Annotated in this window: 17 protein-coding genes; 8 read left to right on the top strand and 9 right to left on the bottom strand. The window is 67.2% G+C overall.

What is annotated here, in order from left to right:
* Positions 1 to 12: 12 nt before the first annotated feature.
* On the bottom strand, positions 13 to 3,444 hold the full coding sequence (gene mfd, locus IV112_RS12455; protein WP_304003810.1) for a transcription-repair coupling factor: 3,432 nt from the start codon (positions 3,442 to 3,444) through the stop codon (positions 13 to 15).
* A 97-nt stretch (positions 3,445 to 3,541) separates the two neighbouring features.
* Positions 3,542 to 3,913 carry a nucleotide pyrophosphohydrolase gene (locus tag IV112_RS12450; RefSeq protein WP_304003809.1) on the bottom strand — a complete coding sequence of 124 codons (372 nt, stop codon included), beginning with the start codon at positions 3,911 to 3,913 and terminating at the stop codon, positions 3,542 to 3,544.
* Between the two features lie 123 nt (positions 3,914 to 4,036).
* On the opposite strand from IV112_RS12450, the gene IV112_RS12445 reads away from it, so the two are divergent.
* Complete coding sequence (locus tag IV112_RS12445) at positions 4,037 to 5,917, top strand: potassium transporter Kup (RefSeq protein ID WP_304003808.1); 1,881 nt, start codon at positions 4,037 to 4,039, stop codon at positions 5,915 to 5,917.
* Between the two features lie 140 nt (positions 5,918 to 6,057).
* Entirely contained in the window at positions 6,058 to 6,582 is a 525-nt protein-coding gene (locus tag IV112_RS12440; RefSeq protein ID WP_304003807.1) for a cytochrome b, read from the top strand.
* Here the strand turns inward: IV112_RS12440 and IV112_RS12435 are convergent, their stop codons facing one another.
* The 4 genes from IV112_RS12435 to mtnA form a co-directional block, all read right to left on the bottom strand.
* On the bottom strand, positions 6,583 to 7,167 hold the full coding sequence (locus tag IV112_RS12435; protein ID WP_304003806.1) for a rhodanese-like domain-containing protein: 585 nt from the start codon (positions 7,165 to 7,167) through the stop codon (positions 6,583 to 6,585).
* 42 nt (positions 7,168 to 7,209) lie between these two features.
* Entirely contained in the window at positions 7,210 to 9,825 is a 2,616-nt protein-coding gene (locus tag IV112_RS12430; RefSeq protein WP_304003805.1) for a response regulator, read from the bottom strand.
* Positions 9,826 to 9,939: 114 nt separating this feature from the next.
* Complete coding sequence (locus tag IV112_RS12425) at positions 9,940 to 10,569, bottom strand: class II aldolase/adducin family protein (protein ID WP_304003804.1); 630 nt, start codon at positions 10,567 to 10,569, stop codon at positions 9,940 to 9,942.
* Positions 10,570 to 10,748: 179 nt separating this feature from the next.
* The gene (gene mtnA / locus IV112_RS12420) at positions 10,749 to 11,789 is read right to left on the bottom strand and encodes an S-methyl-5-thioribose-1-phosphate isomerase (protein WP_304003803.1); all 1,041 of its coding nucleotides are present in this window, start codon (positions 11,787 to 11,789) and stop codon (positions 10,749 to 10,751) included.
* A 66-nt stretch (positions 11,790 to 11,855) separates the two neighbouring features.
* Here mtnA and IV112_RS12415 point away from each other — a divergent pair, with 66 nt between their 5' ends.
* The 6 genes from IV112_RS12415 (at position 11,856) to IV112_RS12390 (ending at position 19,128) form a co-directional block, all read left to right on the top strand.
* The gene (locus IV112_RS12415; RefSeq protein WP_304003802.1) at positions 11,856 to 13,022 is read left to right on the top strand and encodes a methionine aminotransferase; all 1,167 of its coding nucleotides are present in this window, start codon (positions 11,856 to 11,858) and stop codon (positions 13,020 to 13,022) included.
* 8 nt (positions 13,023 to 13,030) lie between these two features.
* Complete coding sequence (locus tag IV112_RS12410) at positions 13,031 to 13,255, top strand: RNA-binding S4 domain-containing protein (protein WP_304003801.1); 225 nt, start codon at positions 13,031 to 13,033, stop codon at positions 13,253 to 13,255.
* A 671-nt stretch (positions 13,256 to 13,926) separates the two neighbouring features.
* The gene (locus IV112_RS12405; RefSeq protein ID WP_304003800.1) at positions 13,927 to 14,904 is read left to right on the top strand and encodes a hypothetical protein; all 978 of its coding nucleotides are present in this window, start codon (positions 13,927 to 13,929) and stop codon (positions 14,902 to 14,904) included.
* 150 nt (positions 14,905 to 15,054) lie between these two features.
* A complete protein-coding gene (locus tag IV112_RS12400) occupies positions 15,055 to 15,543 on the top strand; it encodes a hemerythrin domain-containing protein (protein WP_304003799.1) in 489 nt (162 codons plus the stop codon).
* Positions 15,544 to 15,956: 413 nt separating this feature from the next.
* Positions 15,957 to 16,697: an esterase/lipase family protein gene (locus tag IV112_RS12395; protein WP_304003798.1), complete on the top strand. Its 741-nt coding sequence runs from the start codon at positions 15,957 to 15,959 to the stop codon at positions 16,695 to 16,697.
* 85 nt (positions 16,698 to 16,782) lie between these two features.
* Positions 16,783 to 19,128 carry a catalase gene (locus IV112_RS12390; protein WP_304003797.1) on the top strand — a complete coding sequence of 782 codons (2,346 nt, stop codon included), beginning with the start codon at positions 16,783 to 16,785 and terminating at the stop codon, positions 19,126 to 19,128.
* 94 nt (positions 19,129 to 19,222) lie between these two features.
* Here the strand turns inward: IV112_RS12390 and hpnE are convergent, their stop codons facing one another.
* From hpnE to hpnC, 3 genes are read right to left on the bottom strand one after another with little or no spacing between them, the layout of a single operon-like run.
* Positions 19,223 to 20,488, bottom strand: a complete 1,266-nt coding sequence (gene hpnE, locus IV112_RS12385; RefSeq protein WP_304003796.1) for a hydroxysqualene dehydroxylase HpnE — start codon at positions 20,486 to 20,488, stop codon at positions 19,223 to 19,225.
* The gene (gene hpnD, locus IV112_RS12380) at positions 20,485 to 21,318 is read right to left on the bottom strand and encodes a presqualene diphosphate synthase HpnD (RefSeq protein ID WP_304003795.1); all 834 of its coding nucleotides are present in this window, start codon (positions 21,316 to 21,318) and stop codon (positions 20,485 to 20,487) included. Before hpnD ends, hpnE begins: the two co-directional genes overlap by 4 nt.
* Positions 21,315 to 22,148 (bottom strand): squalene synthase HpnC, encoded by an 834-nt coding sequence (hpnC, locus tag IV112_RS12375; RefSeq protein WP_304003794.1) that lies wholly within the window; start codon positions 22,146 to 22,148, stop codon positions 21,315 to 21,317. The genes hpnD and hpnC overlap by 4 nt, the downstream gene beginning before the upstream one ends.
* Positions 22,149 to 22,264 lie beyond the last annotated feature (116 nt).

Genomic DNA, 22,264 nt, shown 5'->3' with positions numbered 1-22,264 from the left:
CGGATGCGGCGATCAGCCGCTCAGCTTCTTCATCAGTTCGCGCACGGCGCCAACCCGGCTGTCGAGGTCCGGGCTGGATCGCTTCCACGACAGTCTGTCCTGTCCGGCCAGCTTGAAGTTCCGGTCCTTCTGCACGAGCTGGATGATGCGTATCGGCTCGATCGGCGGGTTGGGACAGAAGGTGACCAGGATCAGCGTCTCGTGCGCGTCGATCTTGGTGATGCCCAGCGGCCGGGCGGCAATGCGCAGACGGTGCGTTTCCAGCAGTGCGCGCGTCTGGTCGGGCATCGGACCGAAGCGGTCCACCAGCTCTTCGCGCAGGCCACCCAGTTCGTCGTCGGTTTCACAGTTGGCCAGTCGCTTGTACAGCGTGAGCCGCTCGTGCACATCCGGGCAGTACTTGGTCGGCAGCAGGGCCGGCGTGTGCAGATTGATTTCCGACACGATGTCCAGCGGCTGCGTGAGGTCGGCGTCCTCGCCCTTCTGCAGCGCCTTCACTGCGCTCTTCAGCATTTCGGTGTAGAGGTTGAAACCCACTTCCTGCATTTCGCCCGACTGCGAATCGCCCAGCACTTCGCCGGCGCCGCGGATTTCCAGGTCATGCATGGCAAGGAAGAAGCCGGAGCCCAGCTCTTCCATCATCTGGATCGCTTCGAGGCGACGGCGGCCCTGTTCGGTCGGCTTGGCGTGCGCGTCGGTCAGCAGGTAGGCATAGGCCTGGTGATGGCTGCGGCCGACACGTCCGCGCAGCTGGTGCAGCTGGGCCAGACCGAAGCGGTCGGCGCGGTTGATGATGATGGTGTTGGCGTTCGGGTTGTCGATGCCGGTTTCGATGATGGTGGTACACAGCAGCACATTGTGCTTCCGCTGCGTGAACTCGCGCATTACGCGCTCCAGTTCGCGCTCCGGCAGCTGGCCGTGGCCGACCACGATGCGCGCTTCCGGCAGCAGGTCGGCCAGCCGCGTCTTCATTTCCTCGATGGTGTCGACCTCGTTGTGCAGGAAGTACACCTGGCCGCCACGCTTGAACTCGCGCAGCACTGCCTCGCGGATCAGTCCGCGCGACCACGGGCTGACGAAAGTCTTGATCGCCAGCCGCTTCTGCGGCGCGGTGGCGATGACCGAGAAGTCGCGGATGCCTTCGAGCGACATGGCCAGCGTGCGCGGAATCGGCGTCGCGGTCAGCGTGAGCACGTCGACTTCGGCGCGCAGCGCCTTCAGCGCCTCCTTCTGACGCACGCCGAAGCGGTGTTCCTCGTCGATGATGACCAGGCCGAGACGGGCGAACTTCACGTCCTTCTGCAGCAGGCGGTGGGTGCCGATCAGCACGTCGATCTTGCCTTCGGCCGCCTCCTTCAGCGCCTGCGTCTGTTCCTTCGCGCTCTTGAAGCGCGAAATCTCGGCGATGCGCGCCGGCCACTCGTGCGCCACCTGGGCGAAGCGGTCGGAGAAGGTCTGGTAGTGCTGTTCGGCCAGCAGCGTGGTCGGCGCCAGCACGGCGACCTGCTTGCCGTCGGCCACCGCGACGAAGGCGGCGCGCAGCGCGACCTCCGTCTTGCCGAAGCCGACGTCGCCGCATACGAGTCGGTCCATCGGCCGGCCGGAGGTCATGTCGCCGACCACCGCGCTGATCGCGTTGAGCTGGTCCGGCGTTTCCTCGAAACCGAAACCTTCGGCAAAGGCGTCCATGTCGTGCTGCCTGAAGCCGAAGGTGTGGCCCTTGCGCGCCGAGCGCTGCGCGTACAGCGCGAGCAGTTCGGCGGCGGTGTCGCGCACCTGGGCGGCGGCCTTCTTCTTCGCCTTTTCCCACTGGCCGGAGCCGAGCTTGTGCAGCGTGATCTGGTCGCCGGGCGCACCGCTGTAGCGGCTGATCTGGTGCAGCTGCGACACCGGCACGTAGAGCTTGTCGCCGTCGGCGTACTCAAGATGCAGGAACTCGGTTTCGCCTTCGCCGAGGTCCATGTGCATCAGGCCGATATAGCGGCCGATGCCGTGCTGCAGGTGCACCACCGGGTCGCCTACCTTCAGTTCGGTCAGGTCGCGCAGGAAGTTCTCGGCGGTCACCTTGCGGCCGTCGCGCTTGCTGCGCGCGCGGGCCTGCGTCGGGTAGAGCTCGCTTTCTGTGACCAGCGCAACCGGCGGCGAGGTCAGCGCGAAGCCCTCGGCCAGCGGGCCGGTGGCGATCAGCAGGCGTGCCTCGCTCGCCAGCGCCGCGTCGAAGCTGTCGCAGGCGGCATTTGCCAGGCCGTATTCGGTGAAGTAGTCGGTCAGCGTCTCGCGCCGGCCAGCCGATTCGGCCACCACCAGCACGCGCTGCGCGGCGACCAGCGCGCGCAGACGGAACAGCGGGTCGTCCGACTTGCGCTCGACAGCAAGGTCGGGCAGCGGCGTGACCGCGGCCACTTCGTCGCCGCGGCCCAGGCGCACGATGGGGCGGTTGGCCAGCGACACGTGGAACTGTTCTTCCGACAGGAACAGATCGGGCGGCGGCAGTATCGGCCGCGCGCGCTCGCCCTTCATCAGGTCGAAGCGGCTCTTCGTGTCGCGCCAGAAGTCGGCGATGGCGTCATTGACTTCGTAGTCGAGCGCCACCACCGCGTTGGCCGGCAGGTAATCGAACAGCGTGTCGGTGCGCTCGAAGAACAGCGGGATGTAGTACTCGATGCCGGCGCTGGGCACACCGTTGGACACGTCCTTGTAGATGACCGACTTCGACGGATCGCCCTCGAAGGTTTCGCGGAAACGCGACCTGAAAGCAGCGCGCGCCTTGTCGTCCATCGGGAACTCGCGCGCCGGCAGCAGCCGAATTTCCTGCGTCGGGAAAACGGTGCGCTGGGTGTCGACGTCGAAGGTGCGGATGCTTTCGACCTCGTCGTCGAACAGGTCGATGCGGTAGGGCAGGGCGGAGCCGGTCGGGTAGAGGTCGACCAGGCCGCCGCGCACGCTGTATTCGCCCGGTGCGACGACCTGGGTGACCGCGCTGTAGCCGGCCACGGTGAGCTGCAGGCGCAGGCCCTCGACGTCCAGCTTCGCCCCCTGCTTGACGAAGAAGGTGTGGGCCGCCAGGTATTCGCGCGGCGCGAGACGGTAGAGCGCGGTCGAGGCAGGTACCACCAGCACGTCCAGTTCGCCGCGCATCAGTGCGTACAGCGTTTCCAGCCGCTCCGACACCAGGTCTGCGTGCGGCGAGAACTGGTCGTAGGGCAGGGTTTCCCAGTCCGGCAACTGGAATGAACGCAGGGCTGGGGCGAACCAGCGCAGTTCGTCGAGCAGGCGCTGGGCGTCCATCGGACGCGCGGCAACGACCACCAGCGGGGCGCCCAGCTCGCGTGCAAGCTCGGACAGCGCGAGCGCCTGGGCGCCGCCCGGCAGCTTCGGCCAGTCGGTGCGGCCACCGGGGCGTGGGCGGGGAAGACGGGACAGCAGGGAGGGCGATGAAGTCATGTGCGGGTAGAGCAGTGGGGCGCTCGAACGTTCGGGCGCCGCCGGTGACGGCAGAGGCGCGATTATCCCGGAAACCGGTTGCGCCGCCTCGCCCGCTTCATTCGCGATCGGGGTACTCGTCGTACTTGCGCGCGTCGCCGCGCACCCGGTCGGCCGGGTACTTCTGGCGATTCAGCGCCATCTTGTCGGCCACCGCAGCCGGCAGGTCGATGTCCAGCACGTCGGCCAGACGCACCAGATAGACCAGCACGTCGGCCAGTTCGTGGCCGACCGCGGTGCGCTTGTCGTCGGCCAGTTCGCGGCCGGTGGGCAGCCACTGGAAGTGCTCCATCACCTCGGCGGCTTCGATGCTCATCGCCATCGCCAGATTCTTCGGCGTATGGAACTGCGCCCAGTCGCGTTCATCGACGAACTGGCGGATCAGGTCGCGCAGGGCGGACAGGTCGGTGGTGTCGGTGTGCGACGGCATGGTGTGATCGAAGTAACGGAGGTGTGTGATTGTTGCAAAACTCCATCCTTGCGTCGCCGTCAAGACTTGATCTTGCAAATGGTGCGGCGCAGTATCGGCAGCGTCTTCCCACCGATTCCCCTGATGACCCAGGCAACTCAAGAGCCGAAAGCCCTTGCGCCGCTGATGCTTGCCGCACTCGGCGTCGTGTTCGGCGACATCGGTACCAGCCCGCTCTACGCCTTCAAGGAAGCCTTCGCCGGATCGCACGGACTGCCGCTGTCGGAGGCCAATGTGCTGGCCACGCTGTCGGCGCTGTTCTGGGCGGTCACGCTGATCATTTCGTTCAAGTACGTGTTCATCGTGCTGCGCTTCGACAACGAGGGCGAGGGTGGCGCGCTGGCGCTGGCTTCGCTGGCGCAGCGTTCGGCGCGCACCGGCGTACGTCGCCGCGTTGCGGCGGTCACCGCAGCCGGCGTGTTCGCCGCCGCGATGTTCTACGGTGACGCGGTGATCACGCCGGCGATTTCGGTGCTGTCGGCGGTCGAAGGCATTGCCGTGGTGACGCCCACTCTGGAGCACTGGGTCGAACCGATCACCATCGTCATCCTGGTCCTGCTGTTCTGCGTGCAGCGCACCGGTACGGCTGTCGTGGGGCGTTTCTTCGGGCCGATCACCATCGTCTGGTTCGCCGTGCTGGCGCTGCTGGGTGCATCGAGCATCGCGCAGACGCCCGAGGTGTTGCGCGCGCTGAACCCGGCCTACGCCGTCTCGTTCGCGATCGACACGCCGGGGCAGGCCTTCCTGCTGCTCGGTGCGGTCTTCCTCGCGCTGACCGGCGGCGAGGCGCTGTATGCCGACATGGGTCACTTCGGCCGGCGTCCGGTGCGGCTGGCCTGGTATTTCATCGTGTCGCCGGCGCTGCTGATCAACTACTTCGGTCAGGGCGCGCTGGTGCTGCGAGCGTCCGAGGCGGTGAGCAACCCCTTCTTCATGCTGGCTCCCGAGGACTGGCGGCTGCCGCTGGTCGCGCTGGCGACGATGGCCACCGTGATCGCGTCGCAGGCGACAATTTCCGGCGCCTTCTCGATCACCGCCCAGGCGACGCGCCTGGGTTACCTGCCGCGCCTGCGTCAGCTGCACACCTCGGACACCGAACGCGGACAGGTCTACATACCCGCGGTGAACTGGATGATGCTGGTCGCCGTGGTCGTGCTGGTGCTCGAGTTCGACACGTCGAGCGAACTGGCGGCGGCCTACGGCATCGCGGTGTCGGGCGACATGATCATCACGACGCTGCTGATGCTGTTCATCACGACCATGTCGCAGCGTCGCCTGAAGACGCTGCTGCTCGCCGTGCTCGGCGTCTTCCTGGTGGTCGAGATGCTGTTCTTCGCGTCCAACCTGACCAAGTTCATGGCCGGTGGCTGGCTGCCCATGCTGCTCGGCGGTGCGCTGTTCACGATGCTTACGACGTGGAAGCAGGGGACTGCGCTGATCACCCGCGAACGCCGGCGCATCAACATCCCGATGGCCGACTTCATCGGCGGACCGCCGCTGGACGTTCCGCGTGTGCCGGGCACGGCGATCTACCTGACGTCCGATACGGAAACGGTGCCCAGTGCGCTTTTCCACAATCTGAAGCACTTCAAGGTGCTGCATGAGCGCGTGTTCTTCCTGCACGTGATGATCGAGGATGTGCCGCGCGTGCCCGACATCGACCGCATCGAAGTGCACAAGCTCGGTGGCGAGCACTACACGGTGGAGGCGCGCTACGGCTTCCGCGAGGAACCGGACATTCCGAAGGCGCTCGCGGCGCTGGCCGATCTGGGCCTCGAACTGGAGCCGATGAGCACCACCTATTTCGTCGCCCGGGCGACCGTGGTCGAAGGCCAGGGTGACGATCTGCAGTCGTGGCGGCGTGCGCTGTTCGGCTGGATGATGCGGCAGTCGGAAGGGCCGGCGAACTATTTCCACCTGCCACCCAATCAGGTGGTCGAGCTGGGGACGCAGATCAGTCTCTGAACGGCTGCGGCGGCTGCGGGCAATTTTCCCGGCCGCACCGGCCGGGGCTTCCGCCGGAACTGCGACGCACTGACAATGCCGAACCTCGCGGAGGCCGATGCGCCTCCAGCCTGCTTCACCCCTCGCACAGGAAAACAACGATGCGCTATACCCGCACCGCGATGTCGCTGCACTGGCTGATCGCGCTGATGCTGTTCGGCATGTTCGGCTTCGGCCTCTACATGGTCGAACTGCCGCTGTCACCGCAGAAGCTGAAGTTCTACTCGTATCACAAGTGGGCCGGCGTCACCGTGTTCCTGCTGGTGCTCGCGCGCCTTGCCTGGCGCATTACGCACCGGCCGCCCGCACTGCCCGCGGACATTCCGGCCTGGCAGGTGACGGCGGCGAAGGCCGGCCATCATCTGCTCTATCTGCTGATGGTGATCGTGCCGCTGTCCGGCTGGCTGATGAGTTCGGCCAAGGGCTTCCAGACCGTCTGGTTCGGCGTGCTGCCGCTGCCCGATCTGCTGTCCAAGGACGAGGCGCTGGGCGAGGCGCTGCTGCTGACGCACCGGCTGCTGAACTGGTTCTTCATGCTGGTGGTGGCGGGCCACGTGTTGGCCGCGCTGAAGCATCACTTCATCGATCGCGACGGGCTGCTGTCGCGCATGCTGCCCGGGCGCTGATCAGCGGGCGCCGGCCGGCAGCCAGACCTGTGCCGGGTCGAGCGCATAGCTCCACGGCAGGCCCGCATTCTTCCAGCCATTGACGGTGCGCTTGCCGCGCTCGGCGCCGCTGTCCGCGGTGTCGCCCTCGAAACCGTCGATCACCGTCCATACCCGGGTGAAACCGGCCGCGGCCAGCGCATTGACGGCACGCGCCGTGCGGTCGCCGGAGCGGCAGATGAGCACGATGTCGGCGTTGCGGTCCAGTCCCTTGGCCTGCAGGCGCTGTTCGACCGAGCGGATGAATTCAGGGTTCTTGTGCAGCGTGAAGCGGCGCGACTTGGCGTCGAAGTGGTCGAAGTCGACCAGCATGAAGGGCACGTTGGCGTCCATGCCGGCCGGCACGCCGACATAGCTCACCTCGGCCTGCGTACGCACGTCGAGGAAGAGCGTGCCGCCGGGGTTTTCGCTCAGCATGCGGTGCGCCTCGGCCGAGGTCAGATAGCGGGCCAGCACCGTGCGCTTGTCCGGCGGCACGGCGGCGGGATCGATGGCGTAGGCGCTGCTGCATGCGTACAGCGCGAGTGCAAGGAAGATTGATCGCATCGAGGACTCCTTCGCGGGGATCGCCGCGCAGGGAGGCGGCGATCAGGCCACGCTGAGGCGCGGCTTGCCACGCAGTCGACTGCGCAGCGGGCGGTCGAGTTCTGCCAGACGCGCGGTCAGCGTATCCATCAGCTTGTCGCGCGACACCGATTTGGCGACGAAGCAGCTGGCGCCGGCGTCCATCGCTGCGCGTTGCCAGGCCGGGTCCTCGATGCCCGACAGCATCACGATGACCAGCTTGTCGGCGCTGTAGTGTTCGCGCAGCGCCTTGCAGGTGGCGACGCCGTCCATGCCCTGCATCAGTCCGTCGAGCAGCAGCACGTGCGGGCATTGCTGGCCCACCATCAGCAGCGCCTGCTCGCCGCTCTCCGCCTCGCGGATGTGCGTGCAGCCGGCGCCTTCGAGCGAGCGGCGCATCAGGAAGCGTTCCGCCTCGTCGTCGTCGACGATCAGGATGTCCAGCGCGTCGGGCAGTGCGCCCTGCGCGCCTTCGCTGTCCAGGCTGCATTCGAGTACGCGACGCGCCGACTCGAGCTGCATGCGGCTGGCGATCGGCACCAGCGTGGTGGCGAGCGCCCAGTCCTTTTCCAGCGCGGCGGCTTCGAGCCGACGCATCGTGTCGTGCAGGTCGAAGGCCTGCGCATGCACGGCCAGCGACTTCAGCGTGTGGGCGGCGCGGCGCAGCGTGTTCTCGTCGCGCTCGCGCAGCGCTTCCTGCATGGCCAGCACGTTGCGCTGCGATTCCTTCTCGTACAGCGCAGCGAAGCGGGCACGGTCCTGCTGGTTGATCGCGTCGATCGAGATCGACTGCGTGCCGGACACCGCGTTGTCCGGCAGCCACTTGCGCACGATGGCGTACAGGTCGTCTTCGCGGAAGGGCTTGGCCAGGTAGTCGTCCATGCCGGCGGCGATGCAGTTCTCGCGGTCACCGTCGTTGGCGCCGGCGGTCAGCGCGATCAGCGGTGTGGCCGGCAGGCCGACCAGGCGTTCGCGATCGCGGATGCGTTCGCAGGCTTCGAAGCCATCCATGCCGGGCATCTGGCAGTCCATCAGCACGAGGTCGAAGCGGGCGTGCTCAAGCTCCTGCAGCGCCTGTCGACCGTCGCGCGCCAGCGTGCAGCGCAGGCCGAAGGCCTCCAGCATGTGGGAGGCGACTTCGGCATTGACCGGGCTGTCCTCGACCAGCAGCACGCTGCCGGACAGTCGCGGCAAGGTGGGCAGCGACAGGCTGTTCTGCGCTTCCTCGATGCCGGTCGATACCACCTTGCACGGCAGCGACAGTGTGAAGGTGGAGCCTATGCCCTGGGCGCTGCGCAGCGTCACCGAGCCGCCGAGCATTTCGGCCAGCTGACGCGAAATCGCCAGCCCGAGGCCGGTGCCGCCGAAGCGGCGCGAGGCAGTGTTGTCGGCCTGGGCGAAGGCGTCGAAGATGCGTGCCTGGTCGTCGTGCGCGATGCCGATGCCGGTATCGCGGACCGACATGACCATGCGCACAGAACCGCTGGTCGGGCGGTCGTGCAGCATCAGGTCGTCGTCCATCGAGTGCGCGCGCAGCGTGACGAACACGCCGCCGTGGTCGGTGAACTTGATGGCGTTGCCGATCAGGTTGACAGCGATCTGGCGCAGGCGACCGGGGTCGCCCTCGATGCGGCCAGGCACCGCGTCGTCGACGTCGAGTGCCAGTGTCAGGTTCTTTTCACGTGCCTGGGCGCCGAGCAGCTCGGTCACTTCGCGCAGCGTGCGCCGCGGGTCGAACTCGCTGCGCACGAGGTCGAAGCGGCCGGCTTCGATCTTCGACAGATCGAGAATGTCGTTCAGCAGATCGAGCAGGTTTTCGCCCGAGCGGTACAGCGTTTCCAGGTAGCGCCGCTGCTCGCCGTTCAGTTCGCTGCGCAGCAGCAGCTGCGCCATGCCCAGCACGCCATTCATCGGCGTGCGGATTTCGTGGCTCATGTTCGCCAGGAACTGGCTCTTCGCCTGATTGGCCTGTTCGGCGTTCTCCTTCGCTTCCTCGTTTTCCTGCGCCACCTTGGCGTGGTGCAGGCGCAGCCGGATGAACTCGGCGGTGTTGCGCTGGAAGCGACGGGCGTTGACGACGGCGATCATCAGGAACAGCAGGATGAAGCCGCCCAGCACCTCGCGCTCGGGCTCGGGCGAGCGCAGATAGAAATAGGCGGTGGGGAGCAGTGTGGGCAGCGCCATGCACAGATAGGCCTTCCACATGCCGGTCAGCGAGAACAGCCCGACAGCGGACACGGCCACCAGACAAAGCGGCACGACCATTTCGTAGGGATGTCCCGGCGGCGGCATCAGGAACACGCCGAGCGACCCCCAGGCGGAGCCGGCGGCGAGCACGCCGAGCATGAACAGCCACTTCCAGATCAGCGTCTCGTTGATGCCCGGCGACACGTGGCGCCAGGCCAGGATGAGACCGTAACGACCGACGTTCACGACCACCATCGCCACCAGCCAGACGCTGAGCGCGCGCGGATCGACGATGTTGTGCAGAACGCCCCATATCAGGCTGGCCAGCACGATGGCCATCAGCAGCGTGAAGGGCGTCAGTCGATAGGCGAGCGCCACCAGTTCCGCCTCGACCTGGCGTTCCGTGCCTTCATTGCGCGGTGTGGTGCCGTGTGACAGAAGAGTGGTGGGCATGACCGGCTCAGCTCGTAGGGCAGTCGGCCGCGAGGCCCGATGAGAAGGAGTAGTTCCGGTTCACGACTGTGGGCACGGTTTCTTTAACCGGCAGGCCGTGATGCGGCGCCGCATTCACTGTCCGTAGCTCCCGAACTTGACCAGCACGCGCGCCATTTCGGCGTCGTCGATCAGCTGCGGCGTGCCGATCTGCAGTGCCCGCCAGTACTGTTCGCACAGGGTTTCGAATTCGACCGCCAGCGCGACCGCCTGAGCCAGATCGCGGCCGAACACCAGCATGCCGTGGTTGGCCATCAGGCAGGCACAGCGCCCGTCGAGTGCGTCGATCACCGCGTCGGACAGCGCCTGTTCGCCGAAGGTGGCGTAGCGCGCGCAGCGCACCGTGGCGCCACCGAAGCGCGCAATCATGTAGTGGAACGGGGGAATGTCTGCACCGACGCAGGCGAGCGCGGTGGCGAAGGGGGCGTGCGTGTGAACGACCGCACCGGCTTCGGGCCGGGCCCGATAAATGTCGCGATGGATGCGCCATTCCGAGGACGGCTTGAGCCGGCCTGCGAAACCGCCGTCCTGGTCGACCAGAACCATGTCGTCCGGCGTGCACGCATCCGGTTCGAGTCCGCTCGGTGTGATCAGGAATGCGGTGCCGCGGCGCGCGCTGACATTGCCAGCCGCACCGCGGTTCAGTCCGCACGCTTCCAACCGGCGAGCCGCAGAGTGCACGTCGGCGCCGCTGACCTCAGTCATCAGGGTGTGCCCCTGTATTGTGGAGTGCCGCCGATTATCCCCAACACGCCGCGGATTACAAGCGTGTCCGTGTTAAAGGTTGACGAAACGTCAGTGGTTTCCCCACATCGTCAGCTGGAAACCGTTGTCACATAAGGGTTTCAATTTTCTCGAAACAACATTAACTTCTGTGGATGAAGTCAGGCCGCGAACTGTTTCGGCGTCTGCCCGGCCGCGCAGTCGATCGAGCCGCGCTCGGTCACGATGGCGCTCAGCAGTGCGACCGGCGTCACGTCGAAGGCCGGATTGGCGACAGCGCGGCCGGCGTCGAGCACCGTGACGCCGCCCTCGGCGCCCCGCACGACGCGCACCTCGTCGCCACTGCGTTCCTCGATAGGTATCGCATCGCCGTCGGCACAGCTCAGGTCTATGGTCGACCACGGCGCAGCGACCCAGAAGGGCAGTGCATGCGCGTGTGCCGCCAGCGCCTTCAGATAGCTGCCCACCTTGTTCGCGGTGTCGCCATTCGCCGCGATGCGGTCGGCGCCGATCACCACCGCGTCGACGCGGCCTTCGCGCATCAGCTGACCGGCGGCGTTGTCGGCGATCACGGTGTGCGGCACGCCGGCGCGCGCCAGTTCCCAGGCGGTCAGCAGGCCCTGGTTGCGCGGCCGCGTTTCCGACACCCAGATGTGGATGTCCAGCCCGGCCTGCTGCGCCAGATAGATACCGGACAGTGCAGTGCCCCAGCCGGTCGTGGCCAGCCAGCCGGCGTTGCAGTGGGTCATCAGATCGATGCGGCCGGATGCCGGCAGCGCGCGGATCAGCGCCAGCGTGTGTTCGCCGATGGCGCGGTTGGCAGCGCGGTCCTCGTCGCAGATCGCCAGCGCCTCGTGCCACGCGGCGTCAGCCCGCACCGAAGGTGCGAGTGGACGCACCGCGCGTGCGACCCGGTCCAGCGCCCAGGCCAGATTGACCGCGGTCGGTCGGGTGGCGGCCAGCGCGACTCGGGCGGCGTCGAGCGCGTCGTCGTCGGCCGCCTCACGCAGCGCCAGCGCCAGACCGAAGGCGCCGATGGCGCCGATCAGCGGCGCGCCGCGCACCTGCATCGAGGCGATCGCGTGGGCCGCCTGCGCAGCGGTGTCGATGCGCAGTTCTTTTTCGGCGAAGGGCAGGCGGGTCTGGTCGAGGATGTGGAGCACATCGTTGTCGATGCGCAGCGGGCTGGGGGTGTCGGTCATGGAGCGGGGCGGGCATGCCGTATTGCGTCGGGGCCTGAAGCATAATCCGCCCTCCAAGCCAGAGCGATGTCTGCCATGCAGGATTACAGCGGCCGCGTGCCGTCCAAGCTGCCCGACGTGGGCACCACGATATTCACCGTCATTTCGCGCGAAGCGGCCGAACTGGGCGCGCTGAACCTGTCGCAGGGCTTTCCCGACTTCACTGCCGGGCCGGAACTGTTCGATGCGGTGGCGCGGCACATGCACGCCGGCCACAACCAGTATTCGCCGATGGCCGGCCAGCCGGCGCTGCGCGCCGCGGTGTCCGCCAAGATGGCCGCGGTGTATGGCGCACAGTACGACCCGGAAACCGAAATCACCATCACCGCCGGCGCCACCCAGGCCGTCTACACCGCGATCACCGCGCTGGCCGGGCCGGGCGACGAGGTGATCATTTTCGAGCCGGCCTTCGACAGCTATCTGCCGGGTATCCGGCTGGCGGGCGCGACGCCGGTATTCATCCGGCTGGAGGCGCCGCACTTCCTGCCGGACTGGGACGCGGTGGCGCGCGCGATCACGCCGCGCACGCGCCTCATCGTCACCAATACGCCACACAACCCGACCGGCGCTGCCTGGTCGCTGGACGACCAGCGCCGGCTGGCCGCGCTGTGCGACGGCCGCGACATTCTGGTCATTTCGGACGAGGTGTACGAACACATCATGTTCGACGGCCGGGAGCACGCGAGCGCCTGCCGCGTGCCGGAACTGGCGGCGCGCACGCTGCTGGTGTCCAGCTTCGGCAAGACCTTCCACGTGACCGGCTGGAAGGTGGGCTTCGTCTGCGCGCCGCCGTCGCTGACCGCCGAATTCCGCCGCGTGCATCAGTTCAACGTGTTCGCAGTGAACACGCCCTGCCAGCTCGGGCTGGCCGACTACATGGCCGACGCCTCGCGCTACCTCGACCTCGGCGCCTTCTACCAGAAGAAGCGCGACGACTTCCGCGCTCGCATGGCCGCTTCACGCTTCGAACTGCTGGACTGCGCCGGCACCTATTTCCAGCTCGCCCGCTATCACGCGATCGCCGACGAGCCGGACGCCGTGTTCGTACGCCGGCTGATGCGCGAAGCGGGCGTGGCCACCATACCGGTGTCCGCTTTCCACCACGATGGCTTCGACGCGAAGCTCATCCGTTTCTGCTTCGCCAAGAGCGAAGCGCTCATTGCACAGGCCTGCGAGCGCCTGTGCGCCTATTGAAAGCTGCAATGGAAAACGTCGATTTCGAATTGCGGGGCGAATACGTCGCCCTGTGTGACCTGCTGAAGATCGCCGGTGTCGTCACCAGTGGCGGCGAGGGCAAGGCCCGCGTCGACGCCGGTGGCGTAATGGTGGACGGCAAGCCGGAATCACGCCGCACCGCCAAGATCCGGGCCGGTCAGGTGGTGGAGTGCGACGGCGTACGCGTCAAGGTGCGCGGCACAGCCGAGTAATCGCGGGGCGGCAGCTGCCGCCGATGGCGCGTCTGCATGCCGCGTGAGAGGGCCGTGTCACACGACACCGGTTCTCTGCGGCAGCGAGCGCCGATCGCGATGCGGCGGAAGAACTCATCAGCGGATTTTTCCGCGCACCGTCACGAGCAGCGCCCGCGCCGACGACGGAACCCGCGCATGGGGCGGATACGCGCCTGCGCGCGGTGTTTTCCGGCGTGACCGGACAGTCGGCGACCAGGGCGTCACCGGCGATCGCCGATCGCGCGTCCGGGCCTCGCATCGACCCGCCACGTCTCTCCTCTACGCGGCGATACCCCTTCGAACTCGAGCACCGGCGATGACCGCAGCGGCATCGTGCCGGTGTCGACTGCGGGCATCGGCACCCGGTGCCCATGGCGGACCACGGGCAGCAAGAGGGTTACGGACGACGCACTGGATGCGAAAGCGCGGCGTCGGGCGCCGATGACATTGCGCTGGGCCGGCGCATCCACCTCCGGTCGACGGTGAGGTCCGTCCGGTCAGGGACGGATCGAGCGAGGCTGCGATCACGCCGATGACAGTTATGTGCGCCAGCCAACGGACCCCGTGTCACAGGGGCACTACCGTGCAGCAACGTGCACATGCCATGAGGCATGACGCCCGCCACTCCGCACTTCACCAGAAGGACTGTCATGGCAATCTCGACCGCTGCACCGCTCGATCCGCCCGCACGCGGATACGGCCTGTCCGACACTCAACTCGATCGCCCACGCCCGGTGAACAGCGCCGTGTCATGGGGGGCCATCGCGGCTGGCGCTGCCGCCGGCGCCGCTCTGTCGCTGATCCTGCTGATCCTCGGCGTGGGGCTCGGCCTGTCTTCGGTATCGCCATGGGCGCTCGAAGGCGTCAGCGCAGCGACCTTCGGCGTGTCCACCATCGTGTGGCTGACGCTCACGCAGTTGCTCTCCTCTGCAATGGGGGGCTATCTGGCTGGCAGGCTGCGCACACGATGGATGGACACGCCCGCTGACGAGATCTACTTCCGTGATACCGCGCATGGTTTTCTGGCGTGGGCCGTCGCTTCGCTGACCACGGCCGCGCTGCTGACCTCGGTGATCGGGTCCATCCTCAGCGGCGGCATCCAGGCCGGGGCCTCGGCAGTCGGCGGCGCAGCGATCACGGCCTCTGCGGCTGCGGGCGGCCTCGCCGCATCGGGGAGAGCGGCGTCGGATGACGGTGGGCCGATGGCCTACTTCGTCGACGCCCTGTTTCGCGCGGACGGGCCTGCCTCGACGGCCGGTTCGTCGGAGGCCGAGACGCCGGTCACCGCTTCGGAGCGCGCGTTGTCCGTCGATGTCGCGGAAGTCAGCCGGATATTCATGAACGTCAGCCGTTCCGCACCCCTGCCGCCGGATGACCTGCGTTATGTCGGTCGGCTGGTCGCCCAGCGCACCGGCATGTCGCAGCAGGACGCGGAGAAACGCGTGACCGACCTTTATGCGCGTGCCCAGGCCAGGCTGAACGAGGCCGAAATCGCCGCGAAGGAGGCCGCCGACGCGGCACGAAAGGCGTCCGCCTACGCTGCACTGTGGGTCTTCGTATCCCTGCTCATCGGCGCGTTCGTCGCCAGCCTGGCAGCGACCTGCGGTGGCCGGCAGCGTGACGCCTGACGGGGCGGTTCGAACACTCCACATCACGAGGCCACCATGCGTTCACTGTTGCTCCTGCTTCTCGGCATTCCCATCCCGATCATCATCCTGATCGCGCTGTTCGTGCATTGATTGCACCTCTCTCATCCGCAACAAAGCCAAGGAACCGCCATGACTACGAACACCCGGAACACTGCCGCATCGAAGACACCCGCCGTCGCAAAGGACGCCATTGCCCTGCTCAGAGCCGACCATGGAACAGTCAGCGGCCTGTTTGCCGAGTACGAAAAGACGGACTCGAGCAAGAAGAAGAAAGCACTCGTCGCCGAGATATGTGCCGAACTGAGCGTGCATGCGCAGATCGAGGAAGAGATCTTCTACCCGGCGGTCAAGGCGGCACTGAAGGACAAGCTGCTGGTACCGGAGGCCGTGGTCGAACACGCCAGCCTGATGGACCTGATCGCACAGATCGAAGGCATCGACCCGGACGGCGAAAGCTATGAAGCCAAGGTGAAGGTGCTGTCCGAGTACGTCAAACATCACGTCAAGGAGGAGCAGGACGAGATGTTCCCCAAGGCGAAGGCGTCCTCACTCGACCTTGTCGAACTGGGTGACCGGATGGCGGCGCGCAAGGCTGATTTGCTCGCCGCCCGCGGCTGACGCAGGCGCACCGTCCCGTCCAGTGCGCAGAACGAACCCCTTGATGAGCATGTGGCTGAGCGGCGCCCACCGGATGGCCGGGAGGATGCGCGGCCAGGCGACCGCAGCGGCCAGGCGTCAGATCGACGCCGCCGTGATCGAGCTTTTCCACGACACGCTGACGGCCCTGTCCGGCAGGTCAGTGCCGGCCGCGCCCAGGACCAGGCTACGACGGCGCCGCTGATTCATCCGCCGTCCGGACGGCCTCCTGCGGCCGACCCTGAAGGCGGAAGGCAGGTCTCCCCTGCTGCCGGATTGCGTCGGTGCTGCCACGCAGGTCCGATGACCGAAGCACTCTCCACACGCCTCTTGATGGCCGATCGGGCCCGAGGCGTTCCACGCCTCACCTTCGTTGCACTCACCGCGGGACAATCATGAAGAGAGATTACGCATTCGCGGCTCCCAATCCGTCGCTGACCTTGCTGGAACCGTTTCGTGCGGCAATGGAGTTCGCCTTCCAGCAATGCTCCGCACCGCGCGAAGCGGTGCCCGGCGACGGGCATCCGGTGGTCATCTTCCCGGGTCTGGGGACCGACGGCACGTCGGTGTCCATTCTGCGCGCCCACTGCCGGCAACTTGGCTACGAGGCCTTCGACTGGGGGCAGGGCGTCAATGTCGGGCCTCAAGGTGAGCTCGGCGCCTGGCTCGCGGGCCTCGCGGACCGGATATCCGTCCAGCTGGAGAAACACGCACAACCCGCGACGCTCATCGGCTGGAGCCTGGGTGGCCTGTATGCACGCGAACTGGGCAAGTTGATCGCCCCCAGGCTGCGGCAGGTGATCACCATCGCCGCACCGTTCAACGGCGGCGCCGCCGACAGCAACGCGAGCTGGCTATCAAGTGTGCTGGGCGGTCGTGCAGCCAGCATCGATCCGTCATGGATCGAGCGCCTTCGCGTACCACCGCCCCTCCGTACCACCTCCATCTACAGCCGGTCGGATGGTGTGGTGGCGTGGGAAACCTGCCGTCATGGCACGCGCTCCCGGCTCACCCAGGACATCGAGGTCGACGGCAGCCACATGGGCATGGGCTGGAACCGGGAGGTACTGGACATCGTCGCCGATCGACTGGGCCAGCATGCGGGCCCCTGGCGCCGCTACGTCGGCACGGCCTGAGGGACATCGGCGTGTCGTGATTCTCATCCGCACCGTTCGCAGCGTTCACACCGCCGCTGCGGTATCAACCTTTCAGGACGCTCCCATGAAAAAGACAGCCCCCAGCCACCCTGCCGCCGACACGCGGCCCACCCCGGCAAACGACCCCGGTGCCGCTCACAGGCTCGCGCAACAAGCGGCCGACGTCGAGGCGCTCGCCGGGTCAATGCCGCACAATGCCAGCAAGAGCAGCGAGTACGGACGGAATACTGCGATCGCGCCACCGGCGGGACAGGTGCTGGATCGGGCGAACGCGCTGACGTCGGCCAGCACGCTCAGCGAATGCAATCACTCGGCCAAGACCGGCGATGGCGCCACTTCGCTGGACCGGGCCCGGACCGACTCCAGCGGACAGACGCTGACGACCAATCAGGGCGTCGCAGTCGCCGACAACCAGAGTTCGCTGAAGGCCGGCCTGCGCGGACCGACCCTGCTTGAAGATTTCATCCTGCGCGAGAAGATCACGCACTTCGACCATGAACGCATTCCGGAGCGCGTGGTGCATGCCCGGGGGTCGGCCGCGCACGGCTATTTCGAGGCCTACCAGCCGCTGACCGGGCTCACGCGCGCGGCGCCCTTCCAGGAGGCCGGCAAGATCACGCCGGTATTCGTGCGCTTCTCCACCGTCGCAGGTGAGCGGGGTTCAGTCGACACGGCACGCGATGTCCGCGGTTTCGCCGTCAAGTTCTACACCGACGAGGGCAATTGGGACCTGGTGGGCAACAACATCCCGGTCTTCTTCATCCAGGACGCAATGAAGTTCCCGGACCTGGTGCACGCCGTCAAGCCCGAACCGCACAACGGGATGCCGCAGGCGGCGTCAGCCCATGACACCTTCTGGGACTTTGCGTCGCTGATGCCGGAGACCACGCACACGCTGATGTGGGTGATGTCCGACCGCGGCATACCGCGCAGCCTGCGGATGATGCAGGGCTTCGGCGTACATACCTTCCGGCTGGTCAATGCGGCGGGCGAGTCGCACTTCGTCAAGTTCCACTGGACGCCCCGACTCGGCACCCACTCGCTGGTCTGGGATGAAGCGGTCAAGATCGCCGGCGCCGACGCCGACTTCCATCGCCGCGACCTGTGGGACGCGATCGAAGCCGGCGAGTACCCGGAATGGGAACTTGGCCTGCAGATATTCACCGAAGCCCAGGCCGAAAGCTTCAGCTTCGATGTGCTCGATGCAACCAAGCTGATCCCGGAAGAACTGGTGCCGGTGACGCCGGTCGGCCGCATGGTACTCAACCGCAATCCGGACAATTTCTTTGCCGAAACCGAGCAGGTCGCCTTCTGTACCGCGCATGTGGTGCCCGGCATCGACTTCAGCAACGACCCGCTGCTGGCCGGGCGCATACATTCGTACATCGATACCCAGATCACCCGGCTGGGCGGCGCGAATTTCCACGAGCTGCCGATCAACGCACCACTGGCGCCGGTCCACAACAACCAGCGCGACGGTCTGCATCGCCAGGCCATTGCCCGCGGCAAGGTTGCATACGAGCCGAACTCGCTGGCTGGCGGCTGCCCGTTCCAGGCTGGTGCGGCAGGCTTCGTGTCGTTTCCGCAACCGATCGACGACGACAAGCTGCGTGGCAAGCCGGAGAAGTTTGCCGATCACTACACGCAAGCCACGCTGTTCTATGACAGCCAGACCGAGGTGGAGAAGGCGCACATCGTCGGTGGCTTCCGCTTCGAACTGAGCAAGGTAACCGTGCCGGCCATCCGCGAACGCATGCTCGCTTCGCTGGTGAACGTGTCCGCCGACATGGCCGCGAAGATCGCCGACGGACTGGGCATGAAGTTGCCCGACGCGATGCCGCGAGCGTCGGCGAAACCGGCGGAGCCCGAGGTGATCATATCGCCGGCGCTGTCCCTCAGCGCGCGGCCCGGCGACGGCGGGATCCGCACCCGCAAGGTGGCCATCCTGGTTGCCGACGGCGTGCTCGGCGCGTCGGTCGGGGCCGTTCAGGCTGCGCTGAGCGCGGCCGGTGCCGCAGCATGCGTCGTCGCGCCTCGTCTCGGTCCGGTCAGGACCGCCGACGGCACGTCGGTGGACGGGACCGGCACGCTGGAGAACTCGCCGCCGGTGCTGTTCGATGCGCTCGTCCTGCCGGATGGGGGGGACGGCGTCGCGCTGTTGGCCCGCTACGGCCAGACGCTGGAGTTCGTGACCAACCAGTATCGCCACGGCAAGACCATGCTGGTCATCGGCGCGTCGAAGGCCTTGCTCGGCAAGGCCGGCATCGCAAGCGAGTTGAGCTCAGGTCTGCCCGATCCGGGCATCGTGCTGGCGAGCGACGATGCGCTGGTCGAAGGTGTGGCGGCGTTCATCGCCGCCCTCGGCAAGCATCGTCATCCGGCACGTGAAACGGACCCGCCGGGTGTCTGAAGGCAGCCCTGTTGTCGACGGGCGGTGATGATCTGAGAAATGGTGGGCGCGGCCCGGCGCGCAGTCGTCGGGTGCGCGCCTGCTGACTGACGCGCTAGCGCGCGTCTGCGACACGGCGGGCCGCGGCGAGTCCGCTGCGCACGGCGGCTTCCAGTGTGGCCGGATAGTCGGCGACGAGGTAGTCGCCGGCAATCGCGATGCGGGTGTCGCGCGGCTGTTCGATCGCGGCACGTCCCGGCGTGCAGCGGAAGGTGGCGCGGCGTTCGCTGATCGTGCGTACCCACAGCGGATCGGACAGCGCGGGGAACTGGCTGCGCAGCGCGGCCAGTACGGTGCGTTCCGTCTCTTCCCGCGTGCCGCCCGCGGCGGATACGACACCGGCCAGCAGGCCGGGCGGACCGCCGAGCTGGCCGCGGTCGAATACCCAGTGCGGTTCGCCGGCGACGAAGCCGGTCATCGCCGCGGGCAGACGCGTGCGGGCGTCGAATGCGGCATAGACGGTGGTGATGGCTTCGTACGCCAGCGCCGCGACCTGTCGCGCGATGGTCTCCAAGCCCGGCAGGTCGCCGAGCAGCGCCGGCAACTGATGCGGGCTGCAGGCGAACACGACGCGGTCGAAGCGCTGCACGCCGTCGGCGCAGTCGATGGCGAAGCCGTCGGCCTGCTCGCGCACCGTGCGCACGCGCGTTCCGGTGTTCACTGCTGCGCCGTGCGCACGCAGCCAGAACAGCGCCGGTTCTGGCAACAAGCTTCCGAGGTCGGCGCGCGGCAGCAGCAGGTCGGCCGCGCCCGGTGGCCCCATCAGGCTGTCGGTCAGCACGCGCGCGAACACGCGGGCGCTGGACTGTTCGATCGAGGTGTTCAGCGCGGCCACACACAGCGGCGCCCACAGGTGCGTGATTGCGCCTGGCGTCTGCGCGCTGCGTGAGAGCAGGGCGGCGACGCTCTCGTCGGCGGCCGGGACACGGCGTATCGCGCGCATCAGCCGCAGTGCGGCCAGACGGTCGCGCCAGCTCATGCCTCGGGCGCGCAGGAAGGCGAGGGCGATGCCGAGGCGCCCGCTGCTCTGCGCGCGCAGCGAGAAGCCATCGTCGAATTCGAGCGCCAGCGGCAGGCGCTGCAGCAGCGCGTCGGGGTCTGCGCCGACGGCACGCATCAGCGCCAGCGTTTCGCTGTAGGCGCCGATCAGGATGTGCTGGCCGTTGTCGAGCGGCAGACCGTCCATGTGTACGGTGCGCGCGCGACCGCCCACCTGGGGCGCGGCCTCGAACACCGTCGGCTGAAGCCCACGGCGTACGCAGTCGACCGCGCAGGCCAGGCCGGCCCAGCCGCCACCGACGATGGCGACCGTGGTACTCAACTTTTCAGCCAGGTTTTCCACGCCAGCCACAGTTTGCGCAGCGGCGTCAGCGCGATGCGCCGATCGAGTACGCGGCAGCCGTCGCGCTCGATCTCGTCGAGCAAGGTGCGGTAGATCGCCGCCATCACCAGACCCGGTCGCTGCGCCGCGCGGTCCTGTTTCGGCAGCGCTGCCATCGCCTGTTCGTAGTACTGGCGGGCGCGCGCGATCTGGAACTCCATCAGTTGCCGGAATTCGTCGCTGTAGCGCGCGTTCAGGATGTCGGCGGCGCGCACGTTGAAGCGCTGCAGTTCCTCGACCGGCAGGTAGATGCGACCGCGTCGCGCGTCCTCGCCCACGTCGCGAATGATGTTGGTGAGCTGGAAGGCGATGCCCAGATCGTGCGCATACTTCTGCGTGTCGCGGTGCGTCGAGCCGAAGATCTGCGAGGCGAGCAGACCGACCACCGACGCGACGCGGTAGCAGTAGAGCTGCAGCCCCTTGAAGTCGAGATAGCGCGACTGGTCGAGATCCATTTCCATGCCGTCGATGATTTCGAGCAGCTGTTCGCGCGGCAGGCCGTAGTCGCGGATGGCCGGCAGCAGCGCCAGGCAGACCGGATGCTCCGGCGTGCCGTCGAAGCAGGCGTCGATCTGCGTGCGCCACCAGGCGAGCTGGGTGCGCGCGATGCCGACGTCCTCGGTTTCGTCGACCACGTCGTCGACCTCGCGGCAGAAGGCGTACAGCGCGGTGATCGCGCGGCGGCGCGGCGGTGGCAGGAAAAGGAAGCTGTAATAGAAGGACGAGCCGCTCTTCGCGGCGCGGTCCTGACAGTATTCGTCGGGAGTCATCGGTAGGTGAGGGCCTTGAGGCCGATCAGCGGCCAGTCGGTTCGGCCCAGTTTCGGGCGGCGGCGGAACACATCGTAATCGACGTGTTCGATGCGCTGCAAAATGCGCAGCCCGCCCTGCACGATCAGGCGCAGTTCCCAGCCGATGCGACCGGGCAGGCGACGTGCCAGCGGCATGCCGGAGCGCATCAGTGCACGGGCGTCATCGACCAGGTGTTTCATCATGGCGCGGAAGGCTTCGTCGCAGCGGGCCTCACGCAGATGCGCCTCGGTCACGCCGAAGCGCGCCATCGTGTCGAGCGGAATGTAGATGCGGCCGGGCGGCAGGCCGTCGGCGTTCTTGCCGATGTCGATGGCGACGTCCTGCCAGTGGTTGATCAGCTGCAGCGCGCTGCAGATCGCGTCGGACTGCGCGAGGCTTTCCGCGTCATCGACCTTGTACAGGCAGAGCAGCAGCCGGCCGATCGGGTCGGCCGAGCGGCGGCAGTAGTCGCGCAGTTCGGTGTCGTTTGCGTAGCGGGTTTTCACCACGTCCTGCGCGAAGGCGTCGAGCAGGTCGTGGAACAGCGGCAGCGGCAGCGACCATGCGCGCACCGCGCGGGCCAGCCGGGCGTGTATCGGGTCGTCCGGCACGCCGCCGCGTTCGATGACGCGCAATTGTTCGCGGCACAGTTCGAGCGCGGTCAGGCGCGCCTCCGGGGCGGCCTCGCCCTCGTCGGCGATGTCGTCCGCATTGCGGGCGAACCAGTAGATGGCCGCGACCGGCTCGCGCAGCGCGGGCGGCATCAGGCGGGAGGCGACCGGGAAGTTTTCGTAGTGTTCGACCGACATGGGGCGCCGAGTATACCGGGGGCGGGTGTACAATCCGCGCCGCGTGCCCAGGTGGCGAAATTGGTAGACGCACTGGATTTAGGTTCCAGCGCCGCAAGGCGTGGAGGTTCGAGTCC

The sequence above is a fragment of the Methyloversatilis discipulorum genome (assembly GCF_018780585.1).
In the GTDB taxonomy this organism is placed as follows: Bacteria; Pseudomonadota; Gammaproteobacteria; order Burkholderiales; family Rhodocyclaceae; genus Methyloversatilis; species Methyloversatilis discipulorum_B.
Note: the sequence above shows the minus strand (reverse complement) of the source record. Positions and strands in the feature narration are given on the sequence as shown.